The sequence below is a fragment of the Pseudomonas oryzihabitans genome (genome assembly GCF_032027545.1).
GTDB classification, from domain to species: domain Bacteria; phylum Pseudomonadota; class Gammaproteobacteria; order Pseudomonadales; family Pseudomonadaceae; genus Chryseomonas; species Chryseomonas oryzihabitans_F.
This window is the reverse complement of record NZ_JAVSJB010000005.1, coordinates 312,269-332,113: the sequence shown is the minus strand read 5'-3', so window position 1 is coordinate 332,113 and position 19,845 is coordinate 312,269. Positions and strand designations below refer to the sequence as shown.

14 protein-coding genes are annotated in these 19,845 nt (G+C 67.7%); 6 read left to right on the top strand and 8 right to left on the bottom strand.

Annotation, left to right across the window (positions count from 1 at the left end; genetic code table 11):
* Positions 1 to 135: 135 nt before the first annotated feature.
* Positions 136 to 1,437: an OprD family porin gene (locus RND78_RS11075; RefSeq protein WP_312728858.1), complete on the top strand. Its 1,302-nt coding sequence runs from the start codon at positions 136 to 138 to the stop codon at positions 1,435 to 1,437.
* A 334-nt stretch (positions 1,438 to 1,771) separates the two neighbouring features.
* On the opposite strand, the gene RND78_RS11070 is transcribed toward RND78_RS11075, so the two are convergent.
* The 3 genes from RND78_RS11070 to RND78_RS11060 all read right to left on the bottom strand — a co-directional run bounded on the left by RND78_RS11070 (position 1,772) and on the right by RND78_RS11060 (position 9,092).
* Entirely contained in the window at positions 1,772 to 6,901 is a 5,130-nt protein-coding gene (locus RND78_RS11070) for a DUF4011 domain-containing protein (protein WP_312728720.1), read from the bottom strand.
* 140 nt (positions 6,902 to 7,041) lie between these two features.
* On the bottom strand, positions 7,042 to 8,424 hold the full coding sequence (locus RND78_RS11065) for a heavy metal sensor histidine kinase (RefSeq protein ID WP_312728719.1): 1,383 nt from the start codon (positions 8,422 to 8,424) through the stop codon (positions 7,042 to 7,044).
* On the bottom strand, positions 8,421 to 9,092 hold the full coding sequence (locus RND78_RS11060; RefSeq protein ID WP_093254533.1) for a heavy metal response regulator transcription factor: 672 nt from the start codon (positions 9,090 to 9,092) through the stop codon (positions 8,421 to 8,423). The genes RND78_RS11065 and RND78_RS11060 overlap by 4 nt, the downstream gene beginning before the upstream one ends.
* Positions 9,093 to 9,212: 120 nt before the next feature.
* On the opposite strand from RND78_RS11060, the gene RND78_RS11055 reads away from it, so the two are divergent.
* From RND78_RS11055 to RND78_RS11040, 4 genes are all read left to right on the top strand, one after another.
* Positions 9,213 to 9,824 (top strand): hypothetical protein, encoded by a 612-nt coding sequence (locus tag RND78_RS11055; RefSeq protein ID WP_312378925.1) that lies wholly within the window; start codon positions 9,213 to 9,215, stop codon positions 9,822 to 9,824.
* A 198-nt stretch (positions 9,825 to 10,022) separates the two neighbouring features.
* The gene (locus RND78_RS11050) at positions 10,023 to 10,649 is read left to right on the top strand and encodes a cytochrome b/b6 domain-containing protein (protein ID WP_312728716.1); all 627 of its coding nucleotides are present in this window, start codon (positions 10,023 to 10,025) and stop codon (positions 10,647 to 10,649) included.
* The gene (locus RND78_RS11045; protein WP_312728714.1) at positions 10,636 to 11,391 is read left to right on the top strand and encodes a molybdopterin-dependent oxidoreductase; all 756 of its coding nucleotides are present in this window, start codon (positions 10,636 to 10,638) and stop codon (positions 11,389 to 11,391) included. Before RND78_RS11050 ends, RND78_RS11045 begins: the two co-directional genes overlap by 14 nt.
* Positions 11,392 to 11,592: 201 nt before the next feature.
* Positions 11,593 to 12,474, top strand: a complete 882-nt coding sequence (locus RND78_RS11040) for an NAD(P)-dependent oxidoreductase (RefSeq protein ID WP_312728712.1) — start codon at positions 11,593 to 11,595, stop codon at positions 12,472 to 12,474.
* A 40-nt stretch (positions 12,475 to 12,514) separates the two neighbouring features.
* Here the strand turns inward: RND78_RS11040 and mqo are convergent, their stop codons facing one another.
* The 3 genes from mqo to RND78_RS11025 all read right to left on the bottom strand — a co-directional run bounded on the left by mqo (position 12,515) and on the right by RND78_RS11025 (position 15,446).
* Positions 12,515 to 14,020: a malate dehydrogenase (quinone) gene (mqo, locus tag RND78_RS11035; RefSeq protein WP_409457042.1), complete on the bottom strand. Its 1,506-nt coding sequence runs from the start codon at positions 14,018 to 14,020 to the stop codon at positions 12,515 to 12,517.
* A 22-nt stretch (positions 14,021 to 14,042) separates the two neighbouring features.
* Positions 14,043 to 14,438 carry a cupin domain-containing protein gene (locus RND78_RS11030; protein ID WP_059226654.1) on the bottom strand — a complete coding sequence of 132 codons (396 nt, stop codon included), beginning with the start codon at positions 14,436 to 14,438 and terminating at the stop codon, positions 14,043 to 14,045.
* A 99-nt stretch (positions 14,439 to 14,537) separates the two neighbouring features.
* Positions 14,538 to 15,446 (bottom strand): AEC family transporter, encoded by a 909-nt coding sequence (locus tag RND78_RS11025; RefSeq protein ID WP_312728707.1) that lies wholly within the window; start codon positions 15,444 to 15,446, stop codon positions 14,538 to 14,540.
* Positions 15,447 to 15,870: 424 nt separating this feature from the next.
* Between RND78_RS11025 and RND78_RS11020 the strand changes: the two genes are divergently transcribed.
* Positions 15,871 to 16,698 (top strand): AraC family transcriptional regulator, encoded by an 828-nt coding sequence (locus RND78_RS11020; protein WP_312728705.1) that lies wholly within the window; start codon positions 15,871 to 15,873, stop codon positions 16,696 to 16,698.
* Here the strand turns inward: RND78_RS11020 and RND78_RS11015 are convergent.
* The gene (locus RND78_RS11015; protein WP_312728704.1) at positions 16,678 to 17,265 is read right to left on the bottom strand and encodes a LysE family translocator; all 588 of its coding nucleotides are present in this window, start codon (positions 17,263 to 17,265) and stop codon (positions 16,678 to 16,680) included. The two genes, RND78_RS11020 and RND78_RS11015, sit on opposite strands and share 21 nt — an antisense overlap.
* 188 nt (positions 17,266 to 17,453) lie before the next feature.
* On the bottom strand, positions 17,454 to 19,676 hold the full coding sequence (locus tag RND78_RS11010) for an ATP-binding protein (RefSeq protein ID WP_312728703.1): 2,223 nt from the start codon (positions 19,674 to 19,676) through the stop codon (positions 17,454 to 17,456).
* Between the last annotated feature and the right edge of the window lie 169 nt (positions 19,677 to 19,845).

Sequence of the window (19,845 nt, the reverse complement as noted above, 5' to 3'; positions counted from 1 at the left end):
AGTGGTAGGCGAGGGCAACAGCTGGCAAACTCGTTCGTGACCTAACGATTTCAACGCTGAGATCCCGCGAGTGAGGTGCCCATGAAGCTGTCAATGTTTGCTCCTTTCGCCCGCCACGGTGCCTGGCTGCTGGGTATGCCCGGTCTGCTCTTCACCGGCGCCGCCCTGGCCAGCCAGCAGTCCGACGCCAAGGGCTTCGTCGAGGACGGCGACCTGACCCTGCTGCTGCGCAACTACTACTACCTGCGTCAGAACGAAGGCGACGGCCATGGCGCCGAACCGCGCAACAGCCGTGATCCGCGTAGCTGGACCCAGGCCTTCCTGCTCAACTACACCTCGGGCTTCACCCAGGGCACCGTCGGCGTTGGCGTGGATGCCTTCGGCTATCTGGGGCTCAAGCTGGATGGCGGCGATGGCCACGCCAACACACCCAACCTGCCGGTGGACGGCGACGGCAGCCAGCGCGACGAATTCAGCCGGGGCGGGGCGGCGGTCAAGCTGCGGGTCTCCAACACCGTGCTCAAGTACGGCGACCAGCAACCCACCGCGCCGGTACTGGCGGCGGGCGGCAACTGGCTGCTGCCCCAGACCGCCCGCGGCTGGAGCCTGGTGAGCCAGGAGGTCGATCACCTGCTGCTGGAGGGCGGCCATTTCACCGCCGGCACGGCGCCACGCATGACCAGCTCGGACGGGGGCATCTACGCGGGCTACGCCGGGGTCGAAGCCTCCTCCGCGAGCTACGCCGGTGGCGTCTACAAATTCAGCGATCACCTCAGTGCCTCGCTCTACACCGGGCACTTCGAAGATGTCTGGGACCAGTACTACGGCAACCTGAACTACGTGGTGCCCCTGGCCGCCGAACAGAGCCTGACCTTCGACGGCAACCTCTACCGCACCCTGGATGCCGGCAGCGCCAAGGCCGGCAGCATCGACAACACCGCCTGGTCGCTGGCCGCCGCCTTCCAGACCGGCGCCCATACCTTCACCCTGGTCCACCAGCGCGTCCACGGTGACGAACCCTTCGACTACGCGGTCTTCGGTGCGCCGGTACCGGGCTCCTTCGGCGATTCCATCCTGCTCGGCAACTCGATGCAATTCTCCGACTTCAACGGCCCGGGCGAGCGCAGCTGGCAGGCGCGCTACGACCTGAACCTGGAAAGCTACGGCGTGCCGGGCCTGAGCCTGATGGTGCGGCATACCCGCGGCAGTGGCATCGACGGCACCCACGTGGCCGCCGATTCGGCCTATGCCGGTCTCTATGGGGATGGCGAGAAGGAGCACGAGACCGACCTGGAGGCCAAGTACGTCCTGCAGAGCGGACCGGCCAAGGACCTCAGCTTCCGCCTGCGCCAGGCCTGGCATTCGGGTAGCCAGAGCACTGGCGGCACCGTGGCCGAGACGCGGCTGATCACCGAGTATCCGTTGAACATCCTTTGATGCCTGGAATTGTTGGGCTTCGGCGATGGAGCCTCAGCGTCAACCTACGAAAGCAGGCGTGCCGCGTAGGGTGGATAACGGCGCAGCCTTATCCACGTCTAGGTGCAGTTCATCAGTGGAAAACGCGGCGCGGTTTTCCACGCTACGGACGCCTTGGCATCGCGATACCAGGGGAAAAGCCACCCCCCACGCCGGACCCAACCGCCCCCTCTCCCGTGGGGAGAGGGCCGTGGTGAGGGTTACCACACACCAAGACATCCGACTCGCTACGCTCAACCTACGCACCACACCTTAGGTTGTCGTTGAGCGTAGCGAAGCCCAATAGGGAGCCACCTCAAACCTCCGCCCGTGACGCCTCCAGTAGCTTCTCGATCTCCCCGTGCAGCCGCTCGGTGGCGCCAGCGCGGTCGATCCACCATTCGGTGGACCAGACGCGCAGGAGCGTCCAGCCGAGTCCCTGGAGGATGGCGCTGCGGGTCTTGTCGCGGTCACGGGCGGTAGCGGCGCTGTGGTAGGTGGCGCCGTCGCATTCGATGCCCACCAGGTAGTCGCCCGGGCGATCGGGATGGACGATGCCCAGGTCGATGCGGAAACGCGACACGCCGATCTGCGGCACCACCTGCCAGCCCTTGGCCTCCAGCGCCTGGGCCACGGCTTCCTCGAAGGGCGAATCGTGCCCGCCCAGCGAACCCTTGACTGCGGCGGCCAGGGCCTGGGGGCCGCGCTGGGCGAATTCCAGGAACAGCTTGAGATCGCGCACCGCGCGGGCATTGGTGCGGTTGAGGTCGATCAATCCCGGATCGAAGGAGGAGAACACCAGCATCTCCCGTCGTGCCCGGGTCACGGCGACGTTGAGGCGGCGCCAGCCACCGTCCTTGTTCAAGGGACCGAAGTTCATCGACATCGTATTGGCGCCGGGCTCGGTGGGACCGAAGCCGATGCCGAGCATGATCAGGTCGCGCTCGTCGCCCTGGACCGTTTCCAGGTTCTTCACCACCACCGGCTCGGCCAGGTCTTCGGCGAAGTGCGCCTCGATCTCCGGGTGCTGCTGGCGCGCGCGGTCGAGCAGGTCGGTGACCAGGCGCTGCTGTTCACTGTTGAGGGTGATGATGCCCAGACTGAGGCCGGCAAAGGCCGGATCGAGCAGGCGCTTGACCGCCTCGGCGACCATGGCCTGGGCTTCCAGGGCATTGTGGCGCCCCTTGCCCTTGGCGTAGACGCCGTCCACCCGCCGCCACTCCACCGCGCTCGGGCGGATCTCCGGGGCGGGGAAGGTGATGAGCTGGCCGTCGTAGTAGTGGTGGTTGGAGAAGGCGATCAGGCTCTCGTGGCGACTGCGGTAGTGCCAGTTGAGGCTGTGGCTGTAGATGCCGGCGCCCAGGCATTCGTCGAGGATGCTTTCCAGGTCCTCGGCGGTGTCGTCCTCGCCGGCGGCACGGTCGAAGAAGCGCGTCGGCGGCATCTGCCGGGGGTCGCCGGCGATCACCACCTGCACGCCGCGGGCGATGGCGCCCACCGCGTCCCAGGGAGCGATCTGCGAGGCTTCGTCGAAGATCACCAGGTCGAACAGGCCACCGTCCGGCGGCAGGTACTGGGCGATGGACAGCGGACTCATCAGCATGCAGGGCGCCAGCCGGGCCAGGGCATCGCCCATTTCCAGGGCCAGTTGGCGCAGCGGCTTGTGCCGGCGCTGCTTCTGCAATTCGTGCTTGAGCACGGCGAAGCCGCCACCCTGGCGCGCCGCGTCGTTCTTCGGCGGTAGCTCGCCACAGAGGCGGGCGCGGATATGGCGCACGGCCAGGGTCTGCAGGCGGTCGTCCAGCCGGCGATAGGCCTGGATATCGCTCTCGTGCTCGGCGGGGACGAAGTCGCGCAGCAGCGGCTCGGCGTCCAGCGCGGTGGCGGCGAACCAGCGGGCATAGGCGGTCTCGAACAGGGCTGCCAGGTCCTCGACCGAAGCGGCCGTGGCGCGCGCGATCAGAGTGGCCAGACCGAGGGCCTCGGCTTCTTCGCGGACCCGCTGCCAGTCGCACCAGGCCTTGAGGCGACCCGGCTGACGCAGCAGCGCGGCAGCGGTACGCACCAGCTCGGCGGCGGTGTCACCGGCCAATCCCGCCTGCGCGGCGAATGCCTGGCGGGCGGCTTCGGCCGCGTCGAGGGCCTCGGCGAAGGCACCGCTGGCCGGGGCCAGGGTGGTGTCTTCCGGCTGGTCCTCGGGATGCTGCAACCGGCGCGCCGCCGCCTGGCGCAGGGCCAGCAGCTGTTCGGGGGTTTCCGCCAGGGTCGGCAGCGCCGCGCTCAGCCTTTCCGCCAGGGTGCGGCGGGCGAGCAGGGCCTCCAGGTCGCTGGTGACGCCCTGCCAGCCACCGATGCCGGCCAGGGTCGGCGCCAACTCGTCCAGTTCGGTGAGCAGAGCGCGCTGGCGGCGCAGCCGTGGTAGGTCGGCCGCCACATCGGGCTGGCCCTGAGTTTCGCCCTGGCGGGCGAGGTCCTGGGTGACCTGGCGCTGGGCGCGGCTGGCGAAGATCCAGAAGCGCTGCCCGGCGGCGTCCCAGGCCCCTTCCAACTGGGTGAGGGCGACGCGGCGACAGGCTTCGGCGGCATAGGGCACCGACAGCTCGCGCTCCAGTGCCTGGTAGTCGCGCAGCAACTCCAGGGCGCGGCCGAACTGACGCTGGCGCTCGCCGGCACCGTGGCCGAAGGCGAAGCCCAGGTCCTGGCCGGCGGCGCTCTGCAGCAGCTCGGCGAAGTCCAGCAGGCGCCGGGGCGCGACCTGTTCGGCCAGTGGCAGGCCAAGCACCTCGCGCAGCCGCTGGCGAGACTGTTGGAGTGTGTGCTGGGTCTCGCGCAGCCGTTCGGCGGCGCTGACCAGGGCATCCTGCCAGGCGTTGGACCAGGGATGGGCTGGCAGGAGGGCGAAATCCGTCGCCAGGCTGCGACCGGTCTCGGCGTGCAGGGCCAGGCGCCGCACGGCGTTGCGCAACTCGGCCAGGCCCTCGGCGTCGTGGGCGTCGGCCTGGGACCAGGCGAGGCGCGGGGTATCGGGGGCGGCGTCGCGCAGTACCCGACCGATGCTCTGTTGCAGGGTCAGGCCGTTGGGCCAGCGCCGATGCAGGCGCTCGACCACGGCATTGAGGCGATCGCGCAGGCGTTCCACCTCGGCGGCCTCGACCAGCCATTCCTCTTCGTCGAGGCCGTCGCGGGTATCCCAGGCGCGCTCCAGCTGCTTGAGCACCTCGGCCTTGGAGGCCTTGCTCGAATGCAGTTCCAGGCAGAACTCGCCAAGCCCCTGGGCCTCCAGGCGGCGATACACCACGTCCAGCGCCGCGCGCTTCTCGGCGACGAACAGCACCCGCCGACCCAGCGCCAGGTTGTGGGCGATCATGTTGGCGATGGTCTGGGACTTGCCGGTGCCGGGCGGGCCGTCGAGCACGAAATCCTGGCCACCGGCCGAGGCGAGCACCGCCGCCAGTTGCGATGAATCCGCCGGCAGCGGGGTGAAGAGCTCGGCCGGGGTGACCTGGCGATCCAGTTCGCGCTCGCGGGGAAAGCTGTCGCCGCTGAGGTAGGCGCCGGATTCCGTGGTGCGCTCCAGCAGGTGGCGCACCAACGGGCTTTCCAGGAGCTGGTCGCTGCGCTCGGTGAGGTCCTTCCACATCAGGTACTTGGCGAAGGAGAACTGGCCGAGCAGCAAGTCGCCGCTGACCTCGAAGCCGGGCAGGTCGCGCACCGCCCGCCGCACCTTGTTCCAGATGCCGTCCACGTCTATGCCGTTGCCATCACCGGGCAGCGGGCCGTCGAGCCCGGGGATGTCCAGGTCGAAGTCGTGGCGCAGGAGCTCCAGCAGGGTCAGGTTGAAGCGCGGCTCGTCCTCGAACAGGTGCAGGGTGATGCCGCTGGCGGCGCTCTGGCGTTCCAAGCGCACCGGCAGCAGGATCAACGGCGCGCGGTAGTGCTTGGGATCGTCGGCGGCCTTTTTCCAGCGCAGGAAGCCCAGCGCCAGGTAGAGGGTGTTGGCGCCGCCCTCGTCGAGATCGCTGCGGGCGCGGCGATAGAGTTCCACCAGGGCCGCGTCCAGCCTGGTCGCATCCAGGGGGGCGACCACCTCGCCACGCGCCAGGGCGCCGCGGGCGTATTCCTCTTGCAGATTCTCGTGTTCGCGGGCTTCGTGCAGCACGGCATCGCGCCCGCTCACCGCCAGGTCCGGCAGCGGCACCAGGCGTAGCGCGCGCCCCTCGGCCAGGCGATCCTCCAGCGCCGCCGGCTCGGGGCAGAGCAGGGGCACGCTGCGGGCGTTGTCCGGCACGTGCAGCAGGCGATTGCGGGTGGTGAGGTCGAGCAGCTTGCGCTGCCAGAGCGCCAGGCGGCCGACGGGGGTGGTGGGCGCCGCCTCGACGTCCACGTCGAAGGCCGGCAGCGGCGGCGCTTCCTCCAGCGCCTCGCCCGGCAGCAGTAGGCCATCCGCCGTACTGGCGGGCTGACCCGGCACCGCCAGCGGACGGATGCGTTGCAGGCGGGCACGGCGGACGTCCAGGGCCAGCACGAATGACTCGTCGTCCAGCTGCCGCTCGGCCAGTTGCATGGCCTGACTGAAGGACGGCGGCGGCGAGGCGGTGGCCTGGGTGGTCTCGAACACCAGCAGGTCCTTGAGCGCCACCCGCTTGCGCACCGGCTCGGCGTCGTCGGTGAGCAGCTGGGCGAATTCCTGGGGCTGCAGCCAGACCCCGGCGAAGGCATGGCCGTGGGTGATGACCAACAGCGGATTGAGGCCGGCCTGTTCCAGCGCCGCGCAGGCGAGCAGGGCGAGATCCAGGCAGGTGGCCAGGCCACCGTCGAGAATGCTGCCCGGCGTGCGGATCTTCTGGCCCTGGCGCTCGAAGCTGGCGGGCGGCACCGCGTAGGTCAGCTGCAGACCACACAGCGCCGACCATAGCGCCGAGCCCAGTTCCCAGACACGCCGCCGCGAGCCGCTCTCGTAGCCATCCAGCGCCGTGGGCTTGCCGGCGCGGCGCAAGACCTCGGCGGCGGCGCCCAGCAGGAGCTCCACCGCCGGATCGTTGGGCATGACGAAGGCCGCCGCCAGCTCGGGCATGCTGTCCACGCCGCCCCACTGGTTGCGCGCCAACAGCTCGACCGGATAACGCCGCGTCTGCAGGATCGTATCGCCCTGGCGCACCGTGAAGGTCAGTTGGGCGACCAGGCTTTCCTGCAGGCTGCCGAGCAGGGCGGCGTCGAATTCGAGGTCGCGATCGTCGAGATGGAGGGTGCCCTGGGGATCCAGGCGCTCCAGGTGCCAGGTGCGCGGCACCACGAAGGCCGGTTCCGCCGTCACCGTGAGACTGAGGTCGGCCAGGGGTTCGGGGCCGCTGTGGGTGAGGCGCAATTCACGCAGCACGGGCACCGCGTTCTGGCGCGCCGCGAAGCCGATCTTGCCGGCCAGCACCAGTTCGACATCCACGCTCATCGCCTACCACCCTTGCTTATTGCCTAAGGTAGATGAATGTACAGTAGTAGGCGTGTCGATGCAGCCCATAGCCGGCCCGGGCAAGCGGAAAAAGTCCTTTGTTGACGGGCGGTTGCGTGGTTTGAGGGGTAGGTCGCGGTTCAGCTTGCCGGATGCGGGAAGACCAGGCTGAAATGGATGCCCCGCGCGTCCTGCTCGACCTCGGCACGGCCACCGTGCAGGCGCATGATCGCCGCGACGATGGCCAGGCCCAGGCCGTTGGAATCATGGGGTTGATGACGGGACGGATCGGCGCGATAGAAGCGGTCGAACAGCCGCTGCAGATGCGCCGGTGCCAGGGCGGGCCCGGTATTGCTGACGCTTATCCGGCCGCCGTCCGCCTGCAGGCGAATCTCGCCATCCGGTTCGGCGTAGCGAATGGCGTTGGCCACCAGGTTGCTCAGGGCGCGGCGCAACAGCAGCGGATCGGCGACCACCTGGCCGCCACCGGCCACCACCAGGCGCAGGCCGCGCTCGTCGGCCGGGCCTTCGAAATAGTCGGCGATGCGCGCCAGCTCTTCGTCCAGCCGCAGCGGCTGCGGCGTCAGCACCGCCTGGGCATCGTCGGCGCGGGCGAGGAAGAGGATGCTTTCCACCAGCCGCGAGATGCGCTCCAGCTCCTCCAGGTTGGAGGCCAGCAGCGTCTGGTAGTCCTCGGCGCTGCGCACCTGGCGCAGGGCCACCTCGGTATGGCCCATGAGGGCATTGATCGGGGTACGGATCTCGTGGGCGAGGTCGGCGGAAAACTGCACCAGTCGGCCATAGCCGTCGGCCAGGCGCGCCAGCATGGCGTTGTAGTTTTCCACCAGCGGCTGCAGCTCGCGTGGGGCATCGGCCAATTCCAGGGGCGCGGCCAGCCGGGTCGGGGTGATGCCGCCGGCATGGCGGGCGATACGCCGCAGGGGTGCCAGCCCGCGCCGCAGCAGCAGATAGCCGAGTCCGGCGGTCGCCAGGAAGGCCAGGGTCACGGCGCCGATCAAGCCCAGCCGGAAATCCGCCAGGGTGGTGTCCTCGTTGCGCAGCACATGGGCGGCGGTGAGTTCCACCGGGCCTTCGGCGGTATTCACCGCGACCCGCGCCGCGCGCCAGCGGGTGCCGTCGGCCAGTTTGCCTTCGCGCAGGTCGGCCCGCGTCGGCCGCCGTGTCTGGGGTACCACGACCAGCTCGGGGAGGGCGATCTGCAGCGGATTGGAGGCGATCACCGGCTTGGTACCCGGCGTGCCGATGAGAAAGACATCCTGCTCGTTGCCCAGCATGTTGGCGAACAGCTGCGGACTGTGGCCGAGGGTCTCCAGCGACAGGTCGGTACTGAGCAGGCTGCGAAAATGCGCCAGGCGACCGAGCAGGGCGTAGTCGGCGCGCTCCAGCACGGTACGTTCCAGGTTGTGGTAGAGGAAGGCCCCCGCGCCGCCCACGGCGAGCAGCGCCACCAGGGCGAAACCCAGGGTGGCGCGCAGGATCAGCGAGGGTGAACGCGCGCTCACGGGCGGACCTCGCAGACGTAGCCGATGCCGCGCACGGTGTGGATCAGCTTGACCGGATAGGGGTTGTCGACCTTGGCGCGCAGCCGCTTGATGGCCACGTCCACCACATTGGTGTCGCTGTCGAAATTCATGTCCCAGACCTCGGCGGCGATCAGGGTGCGCGACAGCACCTCACCCTCGCGGCGCAGCAGCAGGTGCAGCAGGGCGAATTCCTTGTTGGTCAGCACGATGAGGTCGTCACCGCGGGTCACCCGCCGCCGCAGGAGGTCCAGTTGCAGATCGGCCAGGTGGAAGTGCTCGGGCTCGCGCACCACGCCACGGCGCAGCAGGGTGCGGATGCGCAACAGCAGCTCGACGAAGGAGAAGGGCTTGACCAGGTAGTCGTCGGCGCCCAGCTCCAGGCCGCGGATGCGATCCTGCAGGCCGTCGCGGGCGGTGAGAAAGAGCACCGGCACGTCGAGCTTCTTGCGCAGGACTTCCATGATCTGCCAACCGTCGATGCCGGGCAGCATCACGTCGAGGATGACCAGGTCGTAACGGCCGTCCAGCGCCAGGTGCAGGCCGTCGGCGCCGTGCTGGGTCCAGTCGACCGCGTAGCCGGATTCGCCGAGGCCCTTCTTCAGGTACTCGCCGGTCTTCTGGTCGTCTTCGATGAGGAGAATATGCATGACGTCATGGTAGGGCCTCCGGTCGCTTCGCTGGGTGACATTTTTGTCATTCGCCGGTCATCTTGCTGACCCCCCACGCGTCGCACTGTGGCGGGGCGATTCCCTATCCCAGGAGGTTTCATGCGTACCCAGACTCTGCTTCGCGGTTCCCTTGCCCTGCTGCTCGCCAGCAGCGCCCTGCTGGCCCAGGCCGCGCCCATGCCCACAGTCAAGCCCATGCGCGGCACCGTGGACAGCGTCCAGGGCGACACCCTGGCCTTCACCACCAGAAGCGGTGCCCACCAGACCCTGATGCTGGATGACAAGACCAGCTACCGCGCCGTGTCCAAGGCCAACCTGGATCGCATCGAAGCCAACAGCTTCATCGGTTCCGCCGCCACGCCCCAGCCCGACGGCACCCTCAAGGCGCTGGAAGTGACGGTGTTCGAGGCCAGCCTGCGTGGCTCCGGCGAAGGCCACTACGGTTGGGAAAATGCCGATGGCAGCACCGGCACCATGACCAACGGCACCGTGGGCGAACTCAAGAAGGCCAACGGCCGCACCCTGACCGTGCAGTACAAGGGCGGCGAGAAGCAGCTGGTGGTGCCGGAAGACGTACCCATCGCCTACGTCGAGAAGGGCGACCGCAGCCTGCTCAAGCCCGGCGCCAAGGTGGTGCTGTTCCCCGCCGAAGACGGCAAGCACGCCAAGGGCGTGGCGGTAGGCAAGGACGGTTTCACCCCGCCCATGTAAGAGCCTTTTTAAAGTCTGCTGCGGGTCGGCCAAACGGCGTTGAAAATGGCTTCGGAATGCTCATTTACCACTCGTAAACTCCGCTTCCTCAGCCCTTTTCGCCTTGTTTGTCTCTAGCTCGCGAGACTTTAAATAGACTCTAAGACCCGTGCGCGGTCGCCTGGCGACCGCGTTCAACGCTCTATGGAGGGGAACCCCATGACCACCTCGCGACGGCGCCTGGTGCACCGCTGGCCGGTGCGCCTCACCCATTGGCTCAATGCCCTGGCGATGCCCTGCATGTTCATGAGTGGCTGGGCGATCTATAACGCCTCGCCGCTGTTCCCCTTCACCTTTCCCACCTGGGCGACTCTCGGTGGTTGGCTGGGCGGGGCCATCGCCTGGCACCTGGCGGTACTCTGGGTGCTGGTGGCGAATGGCCTGATCTATCTGCTCTATGGCCTGTTCAGCGGCCACTTCCGGCGCGATTTCCTGCCGCTGTCGCCCCGCGCCATCGGCCGCGATTTCGTCGCCGCCGCACGCCTGCGCCTGGGTCATCGGCTGGGCACCTACAACGCCGTGCAACGCCTGCTCTACTGGGGCGTGCTGGCGCTCGGGGTACTGGTGGTGCTCTCGGGCCTGGCGATCTGGAAGCCGGTGCAGTTGCAGGGATTGGCCGTGCTGCTCGGCGGTTTCGACACCGCCCGCTATGTGCATTTCTTCGCCATGGCCGGCATCGGCGCCTTCGTCGTCGTGCACCTGGCCCTGGTCATCCTGGTACCCCGCACCCTGCCGCCGATGATTACCGGTCGGGCGCATGAGGAGGTGAACGATGAGTCGGCGTGAGCGTCTGCGCCTGGAACCGGCGCAACAGCGGCAGGTGGAAAATCTGCAACGGCGCTTGCTACTCAAGCAGGGCCTGACGGTGGGCGCCCTGGCCATGCTCAGCGGCTGCAACCTGCAGGACGGCGACAGCGTCGACAAGGTGCTCTGGTCGATGTCGCGCTTCAACGACCGGGTGCAGGCCTGGCTGTTCGGCCGCGAGCGCCTGGCGCCGACCTATGCCGCCAGCCAGATCACCAACCCCTTTCCCTTCAACGCCTTCTATCCCGAATACAACGTGCCGGAAATCGACCTCAGCGACTATCGCCTGGAAGTCTCCGGACTGGTCGCCAACAAGCAGCCCTGGACCCTCGAAGAGTTGCGCCGCCTGCCGCAGCGTGCCGACATCACCCGCTTCATCTGCATCGAAGGTTGGAGCGCCATTGGCCAGTGGGGCGGGGTGCCGCTGCGCACCTTCCTCGAACGCATCGGCGCCGACACCAGCGCCAAGTACGTCGGCTTCAAGTGCGCTGATCGCTACTACTCCAGCATCGACATGGCCTCGGCGCTGCATCCGCAGACCCTGCTGGCGCTGGACTTCGGCGAGGTGGCCCTGCCGCCGGACTACGGCTATCCGCTGCGGCTGCGGGTACCCACCAAGCTCGGCTTCAAGAATCCCAAGCACATCCAGGCGCTGTTCGTGACCAACGACTATCCCGGCGGCTACTGGGAGGATCAGGGCTACAACTGGTTCAGCGGGATCTAGGTACAACCGCTGCTGCGCGTCGGCCGAACTGCGTTGAAAAGACCTTTCGAATGCTCATTTACCACTCGTAAACTGCGCTGCCTCAGGTCTTCTCGCCTGGTCTGGCGCTAGCTCGCGAGACGTTGCCTAAGCTTCTGGTGGCGGAACCCCGGCCTGGAGGTGGAGTCGAGATACCACCATCCTCTACCGGGAGCTCCCCTCATGTCCGCGCATCCCTCGATCGGTTTCATCGGCTTCGGCGCCATGGCCCAGCGCATGGGCGCCAACCTGCGCGAGGCCGGCTATACGGTCAGCGCCTATGCCGAGCACCAGCAGGATGGCGAGCGCCACGGTACGCCGATGGAGTCCCTGGCGACCCTGCTGCCCCAAGCCGAGGCAGTGATCGTCTCCCTGCCCAACGACGCCATTCTCGAACAGGTGCTGCTCGGCCCCGACGGCGTCCTCGCCCGCCTGGAAAGCGGTCGGCTGCTGATCAATACCAGTACCAACTCGCCCGCGCTGTCGCTGCGTCTGGAAGCGGCCGGCCGGTCCCGCGGTATCGCCGTGGTCGAGGCGCCGGTCTCCGGTAGCACGCCCGAAGCGGAAAAGGCGCAGCTGGTAGTCCTGGCCGCCGGCGAGCCCGAAGCGGTCGATCGTGCCCGCCCCATCCTCGAAACCCTGGGCAAGGCGGTGCACCATGTCGGCCCGACCGGGCAGGGTGCGGCCATCAAGCTGGCCATCAACGGCCTGATGGGCGCCGGTCTCGCCGCCCTGGCCGAGGCGCTGGCCTACGCCACCCGCGCCGGGCTGGATGCCGAGGTGCTGTTCGAGGTGTTCGGCGACCTGGCGGTGCTCTCGCCCCATCACCAGCGCAAGCTGGCCGCCTTGCGCGAGGGCGACTTCGCCCCGCAGTTCCCGGCGGCGCTGATGCACAAGGACATGGGCCTCTTGCTGGCCGAACTCAACGCCACCTACCAGGGTGCTCCGACCCTGGCGGCCGCCGCGCAGCAACTGGCACTGGGCGCCGAACTGCATCCGGATGCCGACTACGCCATCACCGCCGATATCCTGCTGGAAGAAGCCGAAGACGCTGCCACCCACTGATGTCCTTGGCCGCACGCCCGCGCGTGCGGCCAAGGACGTCTCAGACGTCGACGATTCCGAGCACCTTTGCGGTTTCGCTACGGCTTTGCCGGCAAGCTGCGGCGTCGGTTTTCAGGTCGACCCCATAGGTCGGCAGGATGCGCCGCAACGCCGGCAGCCAGGCATCTTCGGTAAGACGCTTGGGGAAGCAGGTTTCCAACACCTCCAGGGCGATGGCCGCGGCCGTCGAGGCACCCGGGGAGGCGCCGAGCAGCGCGGCGATGGATCTGTCCGCGGCGCTTACCAGTTCGGTGCCGAATTCCAGTTCGCCCTTCTTGCTCAACAGGCCATGCTGGCCGGTGGGCTTGATGGTCTGCACCCGCTGCCCGGCCACCGCTTCCTGCCAGTCGCGCTTCTTCGCCACGGGGAAGAACTGCTGCAGCATGGCGAATTGCTGGCTGGAGCTCTGGAAGATCTGCCCGATCAGGTATTCGGTCAGGTCCAGGTTGTCCTTTGCCACGTTCAGCAGCGGCAGGATGTTGTCATGGCGCAGCGAGGTGAAGAGATCGGTCAGGGCGCCGTGCTTGAGGAAGCGCGAGGAGAAGCCCGCGTAGGGTCCGAACAGCAGCGAGCGCTGGCCGCCGACGATGCGGGTATCCAGGTGCGGTACCGACATGGGCGGCGAGCCCGAGGGCGCCTTGCCATAGACCTTGGCCTGGTGCCGCTCGGCCAGTGCCGGGACGTCGCAGCGCAGCCAGATGCCGGAGATGGGAAAACCGCCGAAACCGTGCCCTTCGGGGATGCCGGACTTCTGCAGCAGCGGCAGGGAGCCGCCACCGGCACCGATGAAGACGAACTTGGCGGTGACCTCCGTCCGGCTGCCGTGGTCGACGTCCTCCACCGTCACCCGCCAGCGACCGCCATCGGTGCGCGCCAGGTCGACCACCCGCTGGTGATAGTGCACGGCGAAGCCCGACTGCTGGCTGAGCTGGCGCACCAGCAGGTGGGTGAGGGCGCCATAGTCGACATCGGTGCCGGTGACCATGCGGGTCGCGGCTACTGGTTCGTCGGCGGTGCGCCCCTCCATGATCAGCGGCGCCCACTGGGCGATCTGCGCGCGGTCTTCGCTGTATTCCATGCCGTGATAGCAGTGATGGGCGCTCATGGTGCGGTAGCGCTCACGCAAGAAAGCGACGTTGTCCGCGCCCCAGACGAAACTCAGGTGGGGGCAGGCATGGATGAAGGCCTGCGGATCCGGGATGGCGCCCTTGCGGACCAGGTAGGCCCAGAGCTGGCGCGAGAGATCGAACTGGGTGTTCACCTTGAGCGCCTTGGTGATGTCGACGCTGCCGTCGTCGCGCTGCGGCGTGTAATTCAGTTCGCAGTTGGCGGCGTGGCCGGTACCGGCGTTGTTCCAGCCCTGGGAGCTTTCCTGCGCGCAGTCGTGCAGGCTCTCGAACAGGGTCACGCTCAGGCCGGGGTCGAGCTCCTTGAGCAGGGTACCCAGGGTGGCGCTCATGATGCCGGCGCCGATCAGGACGACGTCGGGTGAATCCGTGGAAGACAGGGACATGATGGGTTGCTCCAACTCAGGCGGCGGTATGGGGGACGAAGCGCAGGTCGGCGCTGGGATCGTAGATGACGTAGGCGCGGCGCCAGGGCTCGTCGCCGAGTAGCTTCCAGCGGTGCCCGGAGCCGGTGTCGTCCTGGGCCAGCAGCACGTCGCCGGGCCGCAGCACGAAGGTCTTGCCCGACTTGACCTCGAACTCCAGGGTGCCGCTCAGGGTGATGACGAATTGCGGCTGCGGGTCCTGGTGCCACGCGAAGGAGCCCCCCGCGGTGGTTTCCTGGAAGGACAGCTCGCTGACCGGGATCGGCAGGCCCGAGGCCTTGCCATGCAGGCCTTCACCCAATTCCAGGTGCCCTTCCTCGAACAGCGAATCACCCTCGCTGCCGGTCCAGAGCCGTACACATCGAATGGCCATTTCCGTCTCCTGAAACATCGGTGGGGTTGCTAGGGGGCGGGTTTGTCTGACGACTCAGGGCACCCGCCGGACCCTGACGCGCTGCAGCGCGCCGGCTGGCTACCAGCTGGCGGCCAGCACGATGCCCAGGGCGATGCACGGGATGGCGAGCAGGGTGCTGAACAACACGCTGCGCGCCGCGTCCTCTGTGTAGACGCCATGAGCCATCGCCAGGGTCGGTGCCGCCGTGGCGGCTGGTAGCACGCCGAGCAGGAACACCTGCCGGAGCAGCTCGCCCTGCAGCCCCACGGCCAGGCCGACGCCCAGCATCACCAGGGGTTGCAGCAGATTCTTCAGCACCACGTTGAGCAGGATGTCGCGATCCAGGCTCGGCCGGATGCCCGACAGGATCAGGCCCAGGGTGAACAAGGCGACGCCACCGGCCGCGCGGCCGATCTCGTCCGTCGCCGTCACCAGCAGGTGAGGCAGTCGGATACCCAGCAGCGCGCAGATCAACCCCAGCAGCGGCAGGATCACCAGCGGCTGGCGCAGCGCCTTGCCCAGCGCCTGGCGGGCGCCCCCGCCACTGAGCAGCAGCAGCGACAGCGGGATGACCACCAGGGTGAAGATCAGATTGCCGACGATCACCGCCAGCACGGCGGAGGGGCCGATGGCGGCGGTCAGCACCGGCGGCCCGCAGTAGGCCATGTTGGGAAAGGCCACCGTGATGCCCCGCATGGCTCCTTCGCGCCAGGTCTGTCCACCGCGGTAGCGACCGAGCAGCAGGCCCAGCAGCCAGACCCCGACCAGACCCGCGGCTAGGCTGGCCACATAGGGCAGATTGAGGATCTGCTCGGGGCGGGTATTGGCGGCGGCGAGGAACAGGGCGATAGGCAGGGCGAAAATGACCACGAAGGTCGCGAGGGTCTTGCTCGCCGCCTGGGGCAGGACGCCCCAGCGGCCGGCGCACCAGCCGAGGAGGGTGACGAACACGATGGGGGCGAGCGCCTGTCCGATGGTCTCGATCATGACCGTGGCCCCGCGAGCGCTGGGGATGCGCCAGGAAAATCGGGGAATGGCGTTGGATCGTCGAGTGAACTGCTGGACATCCGAAACTCCTGTGCCTGCCCGGTGCGGGTCCTCGATTGAGGAAGCGCTGTACTCTTCATGCCGAGCCTTCGCAACGCCTGTCGCTGCGCCTGAAAGGCTCTGCAATCGAGGTTTACTCCTTCTAAGAGGGTCGAGTGACATCTTTGTTTACAGGTCTATATGCGACATTTTGTCGCCTTTAGACCTTTGTCGGATTCCCTTCGTGGTTTCCCTGTGGGCGCGGAAAGGCCAGCGCTGTTGGGATGCACCGCCAGCTGCGTTGCTTTAAGCTGCCAAGGCAGGGCGGAGGCGGATTCCGGCGAATCCTTGCCCCAAGCGCTGCTTACCTCGTTAGGGAAAGGGCATGTTGCCGACCACTCCCCGTTTCTGGCGCGATCCCGCGCTACCCTTCCTGGAGGCACGGGCCATCGCCGATGGCCGCGGCCTCTGCTATGCGCCGCACTCCCACGAAACCTTTTCGGTAGGCGTGGTGCTGGGCGGCGAGAGCCGTTACGTCAACGGTCCCACCCGCGAATGGGTCGGTCGTGGCACCCTGGTGCTGATGAATCCGGGAGAGGTGCATGCCTGCAATCCGCGCGCAGACCGGGCCTGGCGCTATCTCATGCTGTACCTGGACCCTGCCTGGCTCGCCGCGGTGCAGGGCCGGGCGGATAGCGACTTCCAGCCGCTGGCTGCCCAGCTCGCGCGCGATCCTTGCCTGACGGTCGGATTGGTACGCCTCTATCGCCGCCTGCTGGATGCGGATGCCAGCCCCTTGGAGCGGCAGGGCCACGCCTGGGACTACGCGAGCACCCTGCTGGAGCGACTCGGCGCACCCCGCCCACCGCTCAGCGATGCCTCGGACCCGCCCCGCCTGCGCCTGGCCGCCGACTATCTGGCCGACCGCTGCGCCGAGGCCATCAGCCTGGACGACCTGAGCCAGGCGGTAGGCCTCTCGCCGACCCACCTGATCCGCAGCTTCAAGCGCCGCTACGGCCTCACGCCCCACGCCTACCTGATCGACCAGCGCATCCGCCTGGCACGTCAGCGCCTGCGCCAGGGCGAGGAGCTGGCCGAGGTCGCCCTGGCCACCGGCTTCGCCGACCAGGCCCATCTGCAGCGCACCTTCAAGCGCCTGGTGGCAGCTACGCCCGGCCAGTACCGCAGCGCCTCAGCCCTCCCACAGCAATGAGACGGCACAGAGCACCAGCAGGGCGGCGAGCCCGCGATTGAGCAGGCGCAGTCGTGCCGGCGCCAGGGCGCGTCCGCGCAGCCACTCGCCCGCTACCGCCCAGCAAGCCAGGGAGGCGAAACAGATCACCAGGTAGAGCCCGGCGAACAGCGCCAGGCGCAGGCGATCCTCACCGACGAACAGCGCCACCCCCGCCGCGGCGGCCAGCCAGGCCTTGGGATTGAGCCATTGCAGCAGGGCGCCATCGCGAAAGCCCGGGCAGTCATCCAGCGGCCGGCTGCCCAGGTCACCCGCCGCGCGGGCCAGCTTCCAGGCCAGGTAGAGCAGGAAGAGGGCGCCGGCCACGCGCAGGATGTCGAGCAGCCGTGGCCAGGCCGTCAGCAGCTCGTGCAGGCCGAAGCCTACCGCCAGCAGCAGCGCGACGAAGCCGAGGGTCGCCCCGGTGACGTGGCGCAAGGCCGGGCGCCAACCGTGGGTGAGTCCGGTATTGAAGCCCACCAGGTTGACCGGGCCAGGGGATAGGGAAGCCACCAGGGCGAAGGCGGCCATGGACAGGATCAGCGTCATCTCGAAGTCTCTCGCCAAGGGAGACCCGAACGCTAGCCGGCGGCGTCAGCGGCGGTATTGAAGAAAATCACCCTGCAGTGACCGACGGAAGGCGGGAATTCAAGGCGCTGCCAGGGCGTCCATTGTTGCGAGCCCAGCGCTCCCCCGGTGGTTTCAACGTCGCTGTCGGCCACCGGGGATTTTCTTTCCTAGTTCGCCAGCGGCAGGGTGAAGCTGAAGGTACTGCCCTGGCCGAGGGCACTGGTGACGGTCAGGGTGCCGCCGTGGGCCTCGACGATACCCTTGGCGATGTAGAGGCCCAGGCCGTGACCGGTGGGGTTGTCTTCCTGGACGTGCCAGAAGCGCTCGAACACCCGTGCCTGCTGCGCCTGGCTCATGCCGCGACCGTTGTCGCTCACGCTGATCTCGGCCATGTCGTCGAGGCGCCGCATGCTCAACTGCACCAGGCCACCCGGCGCGGTGAACTTGATGGCGTTGCCCAGCAGATTCATCAGCACCTGGAAGATGCGCTCGGCCTCCACCCGTACCTCGATGTCGGGATCGGCAGCGTACTCCAGGCTGATCGTCTTGCTATCCGCCAGGGGCCGCGACAGCAGGATGGGTTGGGCGCAAACGTCTACCAGCCGCGCCGCTTTCAGCTCCAGGCTCAGGCGTTCCGACTCGATCTTCGACAGGTCCAGCAGATCGCTGATCAGCGCATTCATGCGGTGGGCGGCCGTCTCTATCACCTCCAGCGAGCTGCCGAGCCGCTCGTCGTCCACGCTCAGCTTCTCCAGCAGGCGCTGCAGCATACCCACCTTCATCAGGATGATGGTGATGGGGCTGCGCAGGTCGTGGGAGACCGCCGCGACGATCTCGTCGCGCAGCCGCACGGCCTGGCGTTCGCGCTCCACCTGGCGCGCCAGGTCGATCTCGACGGCCGAGCGGCGCAGATCCTTGGCGGCGAACAGGTCGGAAGGGCGCCAGCGCTCCGAGCGTAGCCGCACCAGCTCTCTCCAGGCGTCGAAGGAACGCCGCGGATGGGGATAGTTGAGCCCCGTGCCCAGCGCCGGTAGGGCGATCTCCAGCTTGGCCGGATTACCGCTCCAGACCACCGTGGTCACGATTTCCGGGCGGAACCACAGCACCAGGTTGCGGACCGGCTTGGGCAGCGCCAGGGCGAGCAGGCCGCTGGCACGGTCGCTGTAGCACCGCGCCTCGGGCAATTCGTCGGCCAGGCAGCGCGTCGCATAGATGCCGGAGGCATCCATCTCGGCAGTGACCCAGGCGGCCAGGGTGCGAATGTCCTCGGGGCTCGGGCATTCGCCCAGCATGCAGAGCTCGTCTTCCACCAGCACCGCAGCGCCCGTGGCATTGACCAGTTCCAGCAGCTCCGCGGCGTGATCGCACAGCCCGCCGAGCACTTCGCCCCGGCTGTCGCACATGCCCTGGATCAGCGCCGCCAGCTGGGCTTCGCGCTCATCTATCTCGCGCTGCACCTGGCGATTGTCCAGCGCCCGAATCATCAGCGAGACCAGTACCCCCACGGAGCGACAGGCCATACGGGTGCGGAAGGGCAGGTACAGGGGCTCGCGGTGGCCACAGCTGATCAGGCCCCAGAGCTTGTCGTCGCTGATCAGGGAGACGCTCATCGAGGCCCGCAGACCCTGGTTGCGTACGTACTGGCAATGGATGGGCGACACACTGCGCAGCACGGCGTGGGTCAGGTCGATGGGGTCCTTCTCGGTGCCGTGCCGGAAGGCGGGCACCAGCGACACGGCCTCGTAGGCCGCATCGGGAATGTTGCGAATCCAGTTCTCGTGGTAGAGGGCCCTGGCCTGGGCCGGAATGTCGCTCGCCGGAAAATGCATGCCCAGGTAGCTGTCGATGTCCGCGACCCTATCCTCGGCGACCACCTGGCCGTCACCGCCATCGTCGAAGCGATAGACCACCACCCGGTCGAAACCGGTCAGGGCGCGTACCTCCCGCACTGCGCCTTCGCACAGCTCGACAAGGGTACGCGCCTGCTGCAGGCGGGCCAGGGCGCGCGCCAGGCCGGCTGGCTCCACGCTGCCGTAGTCGTCCGGCTCGAACTCCAGGAACACCAGGTCCTCACTGCGGTGCAGGATCACGTCCATGTCCCGCGTCGGCCGGCTCCAGCCGAGCGGATTGGCTTCCTCCAGATGCTCCAGCGTCAGCGCCCGCTGCACCTGCTCGAAGAGTCCTTCGGGCAGCACCTGTGCCACGGGCCGATCCAGCAGTTCGATCTCGGTCTTGCCCAGCAGCTCGGGCAGGTTGCGACTGATATGCCTGACCCGTCGCGTGGTCTCGTCGAATGCCAGGAGATAACCATGCGCCTGGATCGAGCCTGGAATGCGGATCGGCTCGCTTTCGCAGCTCTGCAGCGACTGAGCGGGGGGTGCAGCTATCATGCGACTGTCTCAGATGAACTCTTGAATGGGACCACGCGCCGCCGCGCCTGTTGACGTTATAGCGTCGAATCCGCACCTATGTGACGCAAATCACGTAGCATTTCAGCCTTATAGTCATTCTTTCATATGATTGCTTCGATAACGATTGTTGTGGTCATTCTCGTGGCGA